The following is a 14,169-nucleotide window of genomic DNA, read 5'->3' as shown; positions in this document are numbered from 1 at the left end:
CGCTTGGGTGGTACCGCGTCCGCTGTAAGAAGATCAGCGGGCGTAGTACTCGACGACGAGCTGCTCGTCGCAGATCACCGGGATCTCCTTGCGGTTCGGCTCGCGGTCCAGGCGGAAGGCCAGGGCGGCGAGGTTCACCTGGAGGTAGCGCGGGGTCTCGCCGTCGGGGGCGAAGCCACCGGCGCGGGAAACCTCGAACAGCGTCTTGCTGCGGCTGCGCTCGCGGACCATCACGACGTCGTCGGGACGGACGCGGAACGAGGGCTTGTCGACCTTCTGGCCGTTGACCTCGATGTGGCCGTGAACGACCATCTGGCGGGCCTGGTAGATCGTGCGGGCGATGCCCGAACGCAGGACCAGCGCGTCGAGACGACGCTCCAGCTCGATGATCAGGGCCTCACCGGTCTTGCCCTGGACCTTGGAGGCACGCTCGTAGGCGCGGACGAGCTGACGCTCGGACACGTCGTACTGCGCGCGCAGACGCTGCTTCTCCAGCAGACGGACCTTGTAGTCCGAGTTCTGCTTGCGGCCACGGCCGTGCTCACCCGGCGGGTAGGGGCGGGCCTCGAAGTACTTGACAGCCTTCGGGGTCAGCGCGATACCGAGCGCACGCGACTTCTTGACCTTGGGGCGGGACTGGTTCGCCATGAACCAAACACCTCATGTTTCTGATGCGAATACGGCTTCACCAGGGTTAGGGGAGGTCGCAATCCGCAGCCCGGGAAACCCTCCTCGCCGTCGTGGAGATCCACGTGGACGGGGCGGGCAGCCGCTCCTGGGTCTGGGCACATACGTGCAGCACGCGAGTGACCCACCGACCGGTCCCGGAGATCCGGGTGGTGGTGGGTTGCCCGCGACACCTTCGACGGTGCGCGACGCTCCTGGAATCCCCCCGTGGAGGCGGGGGCTCCGACTGCTTGTCCCGTTCTGGTGGTGCCGGCCGGAGCCGGACACGGGACGCAGTGCTTCGAGTCATCGTACAGGGTGCTCAGGAGCGCCCTCTACCGAGGCGCTTCCTGGTCCACTCCACCGCGTCGGCGTACCGCGCCTCGGCGCCGTGCCGGGTCGGGGTGTAGTACTCCCGGTCCGCGAGCTCCTCGGGGGCGTACTGCTGGGCCGCGATGCCCTCGGGCAGGTCGTGCGGATACACGTACCCCTGGGCGTGCCCGAGCTTGGCCGCGCCCTTGTAGTGCCCGTCGCGCAGATGGGCCGGCACCGGACCCGCGTGTCCCTTGCGCACGTCCTCCAGGGCGGCGCCGATGGCGGTCGTGGCGGCGTTGGACTTCGGGGCCAGCGCGAGGGCGATGGTGGCGTGGCTGAGGGTGAGCGCGGCCTCCGGGAAGCCGATCATCGCGACGGCCTGGGCGGCGGCCACGGCTATCGGCAGGGCGTTCGGGTCGGCGAGGCCGATGTCCTCGCTGGCGGAGATCATCAGCCGGCGGGCGATGAAGCGGGGGTCCTCGCCCGCCTCGATCATCCGGGCCAGGTAGTGCAGGGCGGCGTCCACGTCGGAGCCGCGGATGGACTTGATGAGCGCGCTCGCCACGTCGTAGTGCTGGTCGCCGTCGCGGTCGTACTTCACGGCGGCGCGGTCGACCGTCGCCTCCAGCGTCTGGAGGGTGATCTCCGGCTCGCCCTTGTCCAGCGCCGCACCGGCGGCGGCCTCCAGGGCGGTCAGGGCACGGCGGGCGTCACCGCCGGCGATGCGCAGCAGATGGTCCTCGCTGTCGCCGGGCAGGGCCACGGAGTCCCTGAGACCGCGCTCCGAGGCCAGCGCCCGGCGCAGCAGGCCGCGCAGGTCGTCGTCGGTGAGCGGTTCGAGGGTCAGCAGGAGGGAGCGGGAGAGCAGCGGCGAGATCACCGAGAAGTACGGGTTCTCGGTGGTCGCGGCGATCAGGGTCACCCAGCGGTTCTCCACCGCCGGGAGCAGGGAGTCCTGCTGGGCCTTGCTGAAGCGGTGGATCTCGTCCAGGAAGAGGACCGTCTCCTTGCCGTAGCCGCCCGCGGCGCGGCGGGCGCCGTCGATGACCGCGCGCACCTCCTTGACGCCCGCGGTGATCGCGGAGAGTTCCACGAAGCGTTTGTCGGTGGCCTTGGAGACCACGTACGCGAGGGTCGTCTTGCCGGTGCCCGGCGGGCCCCACAGGATCACCGAGGACGGTCCGGCCGGGCCGCCGCCGGCCTGCGAGACCAGTCTGCGCAGGGGCGAGCCCGGCTTCAGCAGATGCTGCTGCCCCACGACCTCGTCGAGGGTGCGGGGGCGCATCCGTACGGCCAGGGGGCTGCTGGACGGGTCCTTCTCCTGGCGGTCTTCCGCGGCGGCGGTGAACAGGTCGGGCTCCACGTCAGGAACCCTATGTCACCGCACCGACAATCCCCCCGGGACGGTCAGCTCGTCCAGAAGTCCCACCAGCGGGTCAGGATCAGCATGCCGATGATCCCGATGTGCAGCGTCGGCAGGACCCAGGTGAACTCGCCGAAGAAGCTCTTCGCCCAGCCCGGGGCGGGCAGGAAGCCGTTGCGGACGTTGAACGAGGTCACGTACCAGAACATGATGATCGTGGCGACCCAGGCCAGGCTGCACCACAGGCAGAGCGAGTTGATCCGGTACAGCGACTGGAACTGGAGCCAGGTGCAGAACGCGACGCCGAAGAGCGTGCCCGCGTTGAAGGTCAGCCAGTACCAGCGCGGGAACGTCGCACGGGCCAGCAGGCTCATGCCGACGCAGATCACCATGCCATAGGCGACGAGCCCGAGCATGGGGTTCGGGAAGCCGAAGGCCGAGGCCTGCTCGCTCTTCATGATGTTGCCGCAGGAGACGACCGGGTTCAGGCTGCAGCCCGGTACGAAGTTCGGGTTCTCCAGCAGCTTGAACTTGTCGATCGTGATGACCCACGCGGCAAGGAGACCGGCCGCGCCCGTGATCACCAGCAGCACCGCGAGGGCGCGGCTGCCGCCGGCCGTCCGCGGCGAGGCGGCGGCGGGGCGTTCCTGACCGGTCGGGACGTCCTTGACTGTCGTCTTGTTCATCACGCCGTTTCCGTAGCTTCGAAGGGGCCTGGGGGCAGGCTCATTGTGCCGCACCCGCCCGGCTGTCCATCGTTCGGTGGACATAAGAAGGTACGCACGGTCGCCCCGGAAGGTTCGGTTCGGGGAGAGGCTCGTCCCCATGACTACACACGCGGACCGGCTCGCGGTGGACGTACGGGGGCTGCGCAAGCAGTACGGGGACGTGACCGCGGTCGACGGTATCGATCTGGGCATCCGGCAGGGCGAGGTGTTCGGCCTGCTCGGACCGAACGGAGCGGGCAAGAGCACCACCGTGGAGATCCTCCAGGGCAACCGGCGACGGGACGCGGGCGAGGTCTCGGTGCTCGGCTCGGACCCGGCGACGGGCACGCGCGCGTGGCGTTCACGCGTCGGAATCGTCTGGCAGGACGAATCCGCGCCCGCCGAGTTGACGGTGGAGGAGACCGTGCGGCATTTCGCCCGTTATTACCCGAATCCCCGTGATCCCGGGGAAGTCATCGGTCTGGTCGGTCTCGAGGCGAAGGCGGGCAGCCGCATCAAGTCGCTCTCGGGCGGTCAGCGCCGCCGGCTCGACGAGGCCCTCGGGGTGATCGGCGGGCCCGAACTGCTCCTCCTGGACGAGCCGACCACGGGCTTCGACCCGGCGGCGCGACGGCAGTTCTGGGAGCTGATCCGCAGACTGGCCGACGAGGGCACGACCATCCTGCTGACCACGCACTACCTGGAGGAGGCCGAAGCCCTCGCGGACCGGCTCGCGGTCGTCGCCCGGGGCAGGATCGTCGCCGAGGGCGAACCGGCGGCGCTGCGCGAGCGGTTCGGCAGCGAGGCCACGGTCGCCTGGACGGAGGCCGACGGCAGCCCGCGCAGCGAGCGCACGGACACCCCCACGAAGACGGTCGCCGAGCTCACCCGCCGTTTCGACGGGGAGATCCCGGGGCTGCGGGTGAGCCGCCCCACCCTGGAGGACGTCTATCTGCGACTGACCGGCCTGGAGGACGCGCGATGACCACGACCGACGTACGGCAGGGCACGAGGGACGCGTCCGGCCGGCTGCCCGGCGCCTGGGGACTCGGGCTGCGCCGCGGGAGCCTGGAGCTGAGGCAGTTCTTCCGCCAGCGCGACCAGGTGGTGTTCACCTTCGCCTTCCCCGTCGTCTTCCTGTTCCTGTTCGCGTCGATCTTCAGCAACGACGTGAAGGGCGCGGGCATCACCGCCTCCCAGCTCTACGTCCCCGCGATGATGGCCGCGGGCATCATGTCGACGAGCTTCCAGTCCCTCGGCATCTCCATCGCGATCGAACGGGACGAGAAGGTGCTGCGCCGGCTGCGCGGCACGCCGATGCCGCCGGCCGCGTACTTCTTCGGCAAGATATGGCTGGTCCTGGTGACCGGCGCCCTGGAGACGGCGATCCTGCTCACCGTCGGCACCACGCTGTACGACGTCGACCTGCCCTCGGATCCCGGCAAGTGGGCGGACTTCGGCTGGATCTTCGTCCTGGGCCTCACGGCCTGCGCCCTGCTCGGCATCGCGATCAGCTCGGTCCCGAAGTCGGGCAAGAGCGCCACCTCGGTGGTCGTCCTGCCCTTCCTCGTCCTCCAGTTCATCTCCGGTGTCTACATCGCCATCGACACCATTCCGGACTGGATGCTGAACATCGGCGCGCTGTTCCCCCTCAAGTGGATGTGCCAGGGGCTGCGCGGGGTGTTCCTGCCCGATTCCGCGAAGGTCCTGGAGCAGGCGGGCGACTGGGAGTTCGGGCGGATCGCGCTGGTGCTCGGGGCGTGGTGCGTCGGAGGATTGCTGCTGTGCCTGCTGACCTTCCGCTGGAAGAACCGGCGCGACGGATGACGAGTCCGGCCGCGCGCCGCGCCCCGGTGCCGGGCGGGGCCCTGCACGGTCCGGTGCCGGGCGGGGCCCGGGCGGCGGACACCTGGGAGCTCTCGTTCCGGCTCTGGGACGGGTACTTCGCCGTCGTGTGGGTGGCCACCCTGGTGTTCGTGCTCGGCACGGCGCACCCGGGGTGGCACGTCCGGCTCGCGGCGGGCGCGCTGCTCCTGCTGCTGATCCCCTGGTACCTGCTGGTCGGACGTCCCGTCCTCACGGCCGAGGTCCCCGACGAGCGCCGCGCCCTCGGTTACATCGCGGGCGCGGTCCTGCTGTTCCTGCCGCCGGGCGTGCTGGTCGGCGAGACCCGGCTGATGACCTTCGCGCTCATCCCGCAGTGCTTCATCGGGCTGCGGCTGCGCCGGGCCCTGACCGCCTCGACCGTCATCAACATCGCTCCGGTGGCGGGCTGGGCCCTGCTGTGGCGGCCCGCCGGTCAGGTCCTGTTCTTCAACTCGGTCTTCGCGGCGGTCACGCTCGTGTTCTCGGCGGCTCTGGGGAGCTGGATCATCCGCATCATGGAACAGAGCCGCGAACGGGCGGAGCTCATCACCGAGTTGGACGCCAGCCGGCACGAGATCGCCCGGCTCTCGGCCATGCACGGCGCGCTGTCCGAACGCGAACGGTTCTCCAGGGAGATCCACGACACCCTCGCGCAGGGTTTCACCAGCCTCCTGATGCTGGTCCAGGCCGTCGAGGCCGAACTCGACCACGATCTGCCGCAGGCCCGCCGCCATCTGGCCCTCATGGACGAGACCGCCCGGCAGAACCTCGCCGAGGCACGGGCCCTCGTCACCGGCGGCACGCCCGCCGATCTGGACGGCGCCACCCTGCCCGACGCGCTGCGGCGGCTGGCCGCCCGGCACGACGCGAGCATCGCCGTGACCGGCCCGGTGCGCCCGCTGCCCGCAGGACCCGAGGTGGTGATCCTCCGCTCCTGCCAGGAAGCTCTGGCCAACGCCCGCAAGCACGCCGGGAGTTCACCCGCCGTCACGGTCGGCCTCGCGTACGCCGCCGACTCGCTGGCGCTGTCGGTGCGCGACGACGGCCGCGGATTCGACCCCGCCACGCCGGTCGACGGGTACGGTCTGGCGGGGCTGCGCGCCCGGGCCGCCGAGGCGGGCGGCACCGCTTCGATCCGCAGCGCGCCGGGCGACGGAACGACCGTGACGGTGACGCTGCCCGTCCCCGCGACCCCGAGGAGTGAGACCCGGTGATCCGGATCGTCCTGGCCGACGACCATCCCGTCGTACGGGAGGGGCTGCGCGCGATGCTCAGCGCCGAGCCCGACCTGGAGGTGGTGGCCGACGCGTCCAGCGGTCCGCAGGCGGAGGCTCTCGCGGCCGAACTCCGGCCCGACATCGTGCTGATGGACCTGCGGATGCCGGGCGGTGACGGGGTCGACTCGATCGTGCGGATGGCCGAGGCCGCGCTGCCGTGCCGGGTGATCGTGCTCACGACGTACGAGACCGACCGTGACATCCTGCGCGCCGTGGAGGCGGGCGCGGCGGGCTATCTGCTCAAGGATCTTCCGCGCGGCCAGCTGGCCGACTCGGTCCGCGCCGCGGCGCGGGGCGAGACCGTCCTGGCCCCCTCGGTCGCGGCCCGTCTGGTGGACCAGCTGCGCGCCCGGCCGGAACGGCCACGGCTGTCGGAGCGCGAGCGGGCGGTGCTGCGCCTGGTGGCGGAGGGCTGCACGAACGCGGAGATCGGCCGCCGCCTGTTCATAGGCGAGTCCACCGTGAAGACCCATCTGCTGCGGGCCTTCGGGAAACTCGGGGTCGACGACCGGACGGCCGCGGTGACGAGCGCCATGCGCCACGGGCTGCTGGACTGAGGCCCCAGGGCGCCGGCGCGCGGCGCCGGGTCCGGGCGCGGGGCCGGTCCGCGGAACGCGGACGGCCGGCACCCCCGCCCCGGTGGGAGGCCCACCGGGGCGGGAGAGACCGGGTCAGCCCAGGCGCGAACGCAGTTCGGACACGATCGCGTCGGCCGCGACCGCCGTCTGCTCCCCGGACTCCATGTCCTTGAGCTGCACGACGCCCTCGGCGAGATCACGCTCACCGGCGACGACCGTGAAGCGGGCACCGCTGCGGTTCGCGTTCTTCATCGCGCCCTTGAGGCCCTTCGCGCCGTACGAGAAGTCGGCGGCGACACCGGCCCGGCGCAGTTCGGTCACCACGCCGAAGAGCATCCGGCGGGCCTCCTCACCGAGCGGCACCGCGAACACACTGGTGGACGCCGGGATTTCGAGCTCCACGCCCTCCGCCTCCAGCGCCAGCACCGTACGGTCGACGCCCAGCGCCCAGCCGACGGACGGCAGCGCGGGACCGCCGATCATCTCGGACAGCCCGTCGTAGCGGCCACCGCCGCCCACGGCGGACTGGGAGCCGAGACCGTCGTGCACGAACTCGAAGGTCGTGCGCGTGTAGTAGTCCAGACCGCGCACCAGCTTCGGGTCGTCCTCGAAGGAGACGCCGGCGGCCGTGATCAGGTCGCGCACCTCCTCGTGGTACGCCTTGCACGCGTCGCACAGGTAGTCGCGCAGCAGCGGCGCCCCGCCGAGCTGCTTCTGGACGTCCTCGCGCTTGTCGTCGAGCACCCGCAGCGGGTTGATCTCCGCGCGGCGCAGCGTCTCCTCGTCGAGGTCCAGGCCGCGCAGGAAGTCCTGGAGCGCGGCCCGGTAGACGGGACGGCACTCCTTGTCACCCAGGCTGTTGAGCAGGATGCGGAAGTTCCGCAGGCCCAGTGACCGGTACGCCTGGTCCGCCAGGATGATCAGCTCGGCGTCGAGCGCCGGGTCCTCGGCTCCGATCGCCTCGGCGCCCACCTGGGAGAAGTGGCGGTAACGGCCCTTCTGGGGACGCTCGTAGCGGTAGTACGAGCCCGAGTACCAGAGCTTGACGGGGAGGTTGCCCGCCTTGTGCAGGTTGGCCTCCAGCGCGGCGCGCAGGACGGAGGCGGTGCCCTCGGGGCGCAGCGCAAGCCTGTCGCCGCCCTTGGTCTCGAAGGCGTACATCTCCTTGGTCACGATGTCGGTGGACTCACCGACACCGCGGGCGAACAGCTCGACGTTCTCGAAACCGGGCGTCTCGATGTAGCCGTAGCCGGAGTTGCGCAGCGGGGCCGCGATGGCCTCGCGGACCGCGAGGTACTTGGCGCTGTCCGGCGGAATGAGGTCGTACGTGCCCTTGGGGGCCCTGAAGGTGCTCACGGAAGTCTTGTCACATTCCTCGTCGTGGAGCGGAGGTCGGGTCCGCCCCGCGTTCCCGGCGGTTCGCCGCCACCTGCCGCAGATACGGGTTGGTGGCGCGCTCCTGGCCGATGGTCGTCTGGGGGCCGTGGCCGGACAGCACCACGGTCGAGTCGTCGAGCGGCAGGCACACACGGCCCAGCGAGTCGAGCATCTCGTCCATGTCGCCGCCCGGAAGGTCGGTGCGTCCGATGGAGCCGGCGAAGAGCAGATCCCCGGAGAAGAACACGGACGGGATGTCCGCGCTCTCGGGCATCCGGAACGTCACCGACCCCTTCGTATGGCCGGGCGCGTGCGCGACGGAGAGATCGAGGCCCGCCAGCTTCAGCTCCGCGCCGTCGGTCAGCGTCCGCACGTCGTCGGGCTCCCCCACGGTCAGCTCGCCCATCAGCGGCATTCCGATGGACCGCCCGAGCGCCTTCTCCGGGTCGCTCATCATGAACCGGTCCTCGGGGTGGATCCAGGCCGGAACGTCATGCGCTCCGCACACCGGGACGACCGAGGCGACGTGGTCGATGTGTCCATGGGTGAGGACGACAGCGACGGGCTTGAGCCGATGTTTCTTGAGCGCGTCCTCGACTCCCTGGGCGGCCTGATGGCCCGGGTCGATGATCACGCACTCCTCACCCGCGGCGGGGGCGACCAGGTAACAGTTGGTCCCCCAGGCCCCTGCGGGGAACCCGGCAATGAGCACGATCGTCCTTCGTGGTGGCGTACGCGCGAGTGGCGTACGGGCGGGCGGCTGTGGATCAGAGCCTACCGGCGCTGCCGATTCCTCAGCGAACCCATATACGGTACGGGGCACACGCAGGCGGTCGGCTCAGGCGACGCTCGCGTCCCACTCGACGTACGAGACGCACGAGGAGAACTCCGGTGGTCAGCCAGGAACAGCGGCGGCGTCAGCTCGCCCGGGAGAAGTTCTTGCGACAGCAGCAGCGCCGCACATCCGCTCGACGGAGGACCCAGACCCGCAACGCGGTGATCGCGGCGGTCGTGGGCGTGGTGGTCGCGGGCGGTGCCACGGCGTACGCGACCGGGGTCTTCAAGAGCGACGGCAAGAAGACCAACGCGGGCGCCGAGGCGACGCCCAGCGCGGCGCCGACGAGCAAGGCGCCCGATCCGTGCGAGAAGCCCGCCGAGGGCGCCGTGAAGTCGCTCACATGGAAGAAGGAGCCGGCGGTCACCATCGACAAGTCCGCCGCCTACTCCATGAAGATGGCGACGACGTGCGGCGACATCGACATCGCTCTGAAGGCGGCCGCCGCCCCGCACACGGTGAACTCGTTCGCCTTCCTCGCCGGCAAGGGCTACTTCGACCACACGAAGTGCCACCGCCTCACCACCAACGGGATCTACGTCCTGCAGTGCGGCGACCCGACGGCCCAGGGCTCCGGCGGTCCCGGCTACACGATTCCGGACGAGAATCTGAAGGACAAGACGCTCAAGGGCAACGTGTACCCGGCGGGCACGATCGCCATGGCGAACACCGGGCAGAAGCACACCGGCGGCAGCCAGTTCTTCCTCGTGTACCAGGACAGTCAGCTTCCGCCCAGCTACACACCGTTCGGAACTATTTCCAAGTCGGGCATGACCGTACTGAAGAAGATCGCGGCGGCCGGTGAGAGCACGGGCCAGGGCGACGGCGCACCGAACGCGACCGTCGTCGTCAACAAGCTGACCGTGACGAAATCCTGACCGTCAGCTGCTGAATTTCGGTCGCGCGGGATGCGGACAGCCGCCCCGCCGGTCGCCTATGTTGGCCGTGACGAAACTGTGGACGATGCCAGGGGGCTCCGAAGCCCCCCACAGGCATCATGTGGAGGAGGCGCTGTGAGCAGCGACCCGTGGGGCCGCGTCGACGAGACGGGGACCGTGTACGTGCGTACGGCCGACGGCGAGCAGGTCGTCGGCTCCTGGCAGGCAGGCACCCCTGATGAGGCGCTGGCCTACTTCGAGCGCAAGTACGAAGGCCTGGTTGTCGAGATCGGCCTCCTCGAAAAGCGAGTGAAGACCACCGACCTGTCGGCGAAGGACGCCCAGACCGCCATCGATCACATCCGCGAGCAGGTGGACGCCCACCACGCGGTCGGTGATCTGGACGCGCTCAAGGTGCGGCTGGACAAGCTCGTGGAGACCGTCGACGCGCGCCGTGAGGAACGCAAGGTCCAGCGGGCCAAGCAGTCCGACGAGGCACGGCACGCCAAGGAGGCGCTGGTCGTCGAGGCCGAGGAGCTGGCGCAGAGCGACCAGTGGCGGGCGGCCGGCGAGCGGCTGCGCGCGCTGGTGGACACCTGGAAGGGGCTGCCGCGACTCGACCGCAAGTCGGACGACGAGCTGTGGCACCGCTTCTCGCACGCCCGCTCGGCGTTCTCCAAGCGGCGCAAGGCGCACTTCGCGTCGCTGGACGCGCAGCGCGAGGAGGCCCGTAAGACCAAGGAGAAGCTGGTCGCCGAGGCCGAGTCGCTGTCCGGCTCGGCGGACTGGGGCCCGACGGCGGCTCGCTACCGCGAGCTGATGGCGGACTGGAAGGCCGCGGGCCGCGCCCAGCGCGAGCACGAGGACGACCTGTGGAACCGCTTCCGCGGCGCCCAGGACGTCTTCTTCGCGGCGCGCAGCTCGGTGTTCGCCGAGCGCGACGCGGAGCAGACGGAGAACCTCAAGCTCAAGGAGGAGCTGGCCGAGGAGGCCGAGAAGCTCGTCCCGGTGCAGGATCTGAAGGCGGCCCGTGCGGCCTTCCGTTCCATCAACGAGCGCTGGGAGGCCATCGGCCACGTGCCGCGTGACGCCCGCCCGAAGGTCGAGGGCCGGATGCACGCGGTGGAGCGGGCCCTCCAGGAGTCGGAGGAGACCGAGTGGCGCCGGACGAACCCTGAGGCACGCGCGCGTGCCGAGGGTCTGACCGGTCAGCTCCAGGCCGCCGTCGACAAGCTCAAGGGCCAGATCGAGACGGCGCGCTCCGGTGGCAACAACGCCAGGGCCGACAAGCTCCAGAAGGAGCTGGACGGCCGTCAGGCGCTGCTGGACCAGGCTCTGAAGGGTCTTCAGGAGTTCGGCGGCTGATACCCGCCGCGCCCACGCGAAGGGGCTCCCGTACGCACCGTACGGGAGCCCCTTCGCGTGTTTCAGCCGTCCGTCCGCGCCGCCGCCCGGCCACTGTGGCCGTGCGACCGTCCGTTCCGTGCGTCCGCCCGGCCGCGGTGGCCGGGCGGACGGCGGGCGTCAGGAGTCGGAGGGTCTGCGGGCCGAGGTCACGCGGTACACGTCGTAGACGCCCTCGACGCCCCGTACGGCCTTCAGGACGTGTCCCAGGTGCTTGGGGTCGCCCATCTCGAAGGTGAACCGGGAGGTGGCGACACGGTCGCGGGAGGTCTGGACGGCCGCGGACAGGATGTTGACGTGCTGGTCGGACAGCACGCGGGTGACGTCCGACAGCAGCCGGGACCGGTCCAGTGCCTCGACCTGTATGGCGACCAGGAAGACCGAGGACTGGGTGGGCGCCCACTCGACCTCGAGGATGCGCTCGGGTTCGCGCGAGAGCGAGTCGACGTTCACGCAGTCGCTGCGGTGGACCGAGACGCCGCTGCCGCGGGTGACGAATCCGATGATCGGGTCGCCCGGCACCGGCGTGCAGCAGCGGGCCAGCTTGACCCAGACGTCGTCGACGCCCTTGACGACCACACCGGGGTCGTTGTTGCTGCGCCGCTTGCGGCCGCGGCCCCGCGCGGGCGGTACGGCCTCGTCGATCTCCTCGGTGGCCGCCTCCTCGCCGCCGAGCGCCTGCACGAGCTTCTGGACGACGCTCTGGGCGGTGACATGGCCCTCGCCGATCGCCGCGTACAGCGACGAGATGTCCGGGTAGCGCATCTCGTGCGCGAGGGTGACCAGGGAGTCGCCGGTGAGGATCCGCTGGATGGGCAGGTTCTGCTTGCGCATCGCGCGGGCGATGGCGTCCTTGCCGTGCTCGATCGCCTCGTCGCGGCGCTCCTTGGAGAACCACGCGCGGATCTTGTTGCGGGCCCGCGGCGACTTCACGAAGCCGAGCCAGTCGCGGGAGGGGCCCGCGCCGGCCGCCTTGGAGGTGAAGACCTCCACCAGGTCGCCGTTGTCCAGGGTGGACTCCAGCGGCACGAGCCGTCCGTTGACCCGTGCTCCTATGGTCCGGTGGCCGACCTCCGTGTGGACCGCGTACGCGAAGTCCACCGGTGTCGCACCGGCCGGAAGCGCTATGACGTCGCCCTTGGGCGTGAAGACGAAGACCTCGTTGCGCGAGAGGTCGAAGCGCAGGGACTCCAGGAACTCGCTGGGGTCCTCGGTCTCCTTCTGCCAGTCCAGGAGCTGGCGCAGCCACGCCATGTCGTTGACGGTGTCCTGGCCGGCGCTTCCCTTGGCCGCCCGGGGCACGTCGGTGCGGATCTTGGAGGACCCGGCGACGGTCTCCTGCTTGTACTTCCAGTGCGCGGCGATGCCGTACTCGGCGCGGCGGTGCATGTCGAACGTACGGATCTGGAGTTCGACGGGCTTGCCGTTGGGGCCGATGACCGTCGTGTGCAGCGACTGGTACATGTTGAACTTCGGCATCGCGATGTAGTCCTTGAACCGGCCGGGGACCGGGTTCCATCGCGCGTGCACGGTGCCGAGTGCCGCGTAGCAGTCGCGGACGGTGTCCACGAGGACGCGGATGCCCACCAGGTCGTAGATCTCCGCGAAGTCACGGCCGCGGACGATCATCTTCTGGTAGACGCTGTAGTAGTGCTTCGGGCGGCCGGTGACGGTCGCCTTGATACGGGCCGCGCGCAGGTCGGACTGGACCTCGTCCGTCACTATGGCGAGGTACTCGTCGCGCTTGGGAGCGCGCTCGGCGACCAGGCGCACGATCTCGTCGTACATCTTGGGGTAGAGGATCGCGAAGGCGAGGTCCTCCAGCTCCCACTTGATGGTGTTCATGCCCAGGCGGTGGGCGAGCGGCGCGTAGATCTCCAGGGTCTCGCGCGCCTTCTTCTCCTGCTTCTCACGCTTGAGATACCGCATGGTGCGCATGTTGTGCAGGCGGTCGGCGAGCTTGATGACCAGGACGCGGGGGTCCTTGGCCATGGCGACGACCATCTTGCGCACGGTCTCGGCCTGGGCGGCCTCGCCGAACTTGACCTTGTCCAGCTTGGTGACGCCGTCGACGAGGAGGCCGACGGAGTCGCCGAAGTCGCGGCGCAGCTGGTCGAGGCCGTACTCGGTGTCCTCGACCGTGTCGTGCAGGAGGCCCGCCATGAGCGTCGCCGGGTCCATGCCCAGCTCGGCGAGGATGGTGGTGACGGCGAGCGGGTGCGTGATGTACGGGTCGCCGCTCTTGCGCTTCTGGCCCCGGTGCCAGCGCTCGGCGACCTGGTAGGCCTTCTCGATCTGCCGGAGCGTGGACGTCTCGATCTTGGGGTCGTTGCTGCGCACTATCCGTAGCAGCGGTTCCAGGACCGGGTTGTACGGGTTGGAGCGCTGGACGCCGAGACGGGCGAGGCGGGCCCGGACGCGGTTGGAGGAGCCACCGGAGCGGCTGGGCTGCGCCGCCGCGGGCCGGACCGCCGGGGTGTTCGCGGGGCGCTCGGGCGCGGCCGGTTTGGGGCGCGACGCCTCGGCCGCCGTCCCGTCGGGCGCGGACTGGGCGTGCTCGACCTGCCCGCTCGCTGCGTTCCGTGCGGGCTTCTCCGCGGCGCCCGAGGCGGGCTCGGGCTGAGTGGCGGCGGTTCGCCCCAGGCGTTCCGCGCTGGGGGCGAGTGGCTGGGCCTCGTCTGGCAAGAGGGCTCCTCGTGCGCGATCCGGGTCCCCCGGTCAGGCTCCGGAAACCCCATGGTAGCGATCCTTCGTGCCGGACTCGCTGTCGGCCGCCGCGGGCGGCCTCGTACAAGGAGAACGCCGGAGGCGGGCACCGGATTCCTCCGGGCCCGCCTCCAGGGTGTCCTACGGGTGCCTCAGGCCTTTCGGGGGCCTTGCCAGGGCGTGGCCCCGGGTGCCGC

Annotated in this window: 12 protein-coding genes; 6 read left to right on the top strand and 6 right to left on the bottom strand. The window is 70.4% G+C overall.

From position 1 onward, the window contains the following. Positions 1–33 precede the first annotated feature (33 nt). The 3 genes from rpsD to ACFYYF_RS22105 all read right to left on the bottom strand — a co-directional run bounded on the left by rpsD (position 34) and on the right by ACFYYF_RS22105 (position 3,030). On the bottom strand, positions 34–648 hold the full coding sequence (rpsD, locus tag ACFYYF_RS22115) for a 30S ribosomal protein S4 (protein ID WP_037621164.1): 615 nt from the start codon (positions 646–648) through the stop codon (positions 34–36). A 340-nt stretch (positions 649–988) separates the two neighbouring features. Next, positions 989–2,344, bottom strand: coding sequence for a replication-associated recombination protein A (locus ACFYYF_RS22110; protein WP_388778182.1), 1,356 nt, complete (start codon positions 2,342–2,344; stop codon positions 989–991). A 44-nt stretch (positions 2,345–2,388) separates the two neighbouring features. After that, positions 2,389–3,030 carry a vitamin K epoxide reductase family protein gene (locus tag ACFYYF_RS22105; protein WP_388778179.1) on the bottom strand — a complete coding sequence of 214 codons (642 nt, stop codon included), beginning with the start codon at positions 3,028–3,030 and terminating at the stop codon, positions 2,389–2,391. Positions 3,031–3,169: 139 nt separating this feature from the next. Here ACFYYF_RS22105 and ACFYYF_RS22100 point away from each other — a divergent pair, with 139 nt between their 5' ends. The 4 genes from ACFYYF_RS22100 to ACFYYF_RS22085 are packed head-to-tail and all read left to right on the top strand — an operon-like array spanning position 3,170 to position 6,751. Continuing rightward, complete coding sequence (locus tag ACFYYF_RS22100; protein WP_388778175.1) at positions 3,170–4,036, top strand: ABC transporter ATP-binding protein; 867 nt, start codon at positions 3,170–3,172, stop codon at positions 4,034–4,036. Beyond that, positions 4,033–4,878: an ABC transporter permease gene (locus tag ACFYYF_RS22095; protein ID WP_388778173.1), complete on the top strand. Its 846-nt coding sequence runs from the start codon at positions 4,033–4,035 to the stop codon at positions 4,876–4,878. Before ACFYYF_RS22100 ends, ACFYYF_RS22095 begins: the two co-directional genes overlap by 4 nt. Continuing rightward, entirely contained in the window at positions 4,836–6,131 is a 1,296-nt protein-coding gene (locus ACFYYF_RS22090; protein ID WP_388778170.1) for a sensor histidine kinase, read from the top strand. The genes ACFYYF_RS22095 and ACFYYF_RS22090 overlap by 43 nt, the downstream gene beginning before the upstream one ends. Then, the gene (locus tag ACFYYF_RS22085) at positions 6,128–6,751 is read left to right on the top strand and encodes a response regulator (protein ID WP_388778167.1); all 624 of its coding nucleotides are present in this window, start codon (positions 6,128–6,130) and stop codon (positions 6,749–6,751) included. The genes ACFYYF_RS22090 and ACFYYF_RS22085 overlap by 4 nt, the downstream gene beginning before the upstream one ends. A gap of 114 nt (positions 6,752–6,865) precedes the next feature. Here the strand turns inward: ACFYYF_RS22085 and hisS are convergent, their stop codons facing one another. Together hisS and ACFYYF_RS22075 are read right to left on the bottom strand one after the other, a co-directional pair. Continuing rightward, positions 6,866–8,128 (bottom strand): histidine--tRNA ligase, encoded by a 1,263-nt coding sequence (hisS, locus tag ACFYYF_RS22080; protein WP_361679155.1) that lies wholly within the window; start codon positions 8,126–8,128, stop codon positions 6,866–6,868. 10 nt (positions 8,129–8,138) lie between these two features. Further along, on the bottom strand, positions 8,139–8,861 hold the full coding sequence (locus tag ACFYYF_RS22075) for an MBL fold metallo-hydrolase (RefSeq protein ID WP_361679158.1): 723 nt from the start codon (positions 8,859–8,861) through the stop codon (positions 8,139–8,141). Positions 8,862–9,040: 179 nt separating this feature from the next. Between ACFYYF_RS22075 and ACFYYF_RS22070 the strand changes: the two genes are divergently transcribed. Beyond that, positions 9,041–9,862 carry a peptidylprolyl isomerase gene (locus ACFYYF_RS22070; protein WP_365486223.1) on the top strand — a complete coding sequence of 274 codons (822 nt, stop codon included), beginning with the start codon at positions 9,041–9,043 and terminating at the stop codon, positions 9,860–9,862. Positions 9,863–9,997: 135 nt separating this feature from the next. Then, the gene (locus ACFYYF_RS22065; protein WP_361679164.1) at positions 9,998–11,227 is read left to right on the top strand and encodes a DUF349 domain-containing protein; all 1,230 of its coding nucleotides are present in this window, start codon (positions 9,998–10,000) and stop codon (positions 11,225–11,227) included. A 159-nt stretch (positions 11,228–11,386) separates the two neighbouring features. On the opposite strand, the gene ACFYYF_RS22060 is transcribed toward ACFYYF_RS22065, so the two are convergent. After that, positions 11,387–13,951, bottom strand: coding sequence for a RelA/SpoT family protein (locus ACFYYF_RS22060; RefSeq protein ID WP_388778162.1), 2,565 nt, complete (start codon positions 13,949–13,951; stop codon positions 11,387–11,389). Positions 13,952–14,169 lie beyond the last annotated feature (218 nt).

The sequence above is a fragment of the Streptomyces sp. NPDC001914 genome (assembly GCF_042891215.1).
Taxonomy (GTDB): domain Bacteria; phylum Actinomycetota; class Actinomycetes; order Streptomycetales; family Streptomycetaceae; genus Streptomyces.
This window is presented reverse-complemented; position numbering and strand designations above follow the sequence as displayed.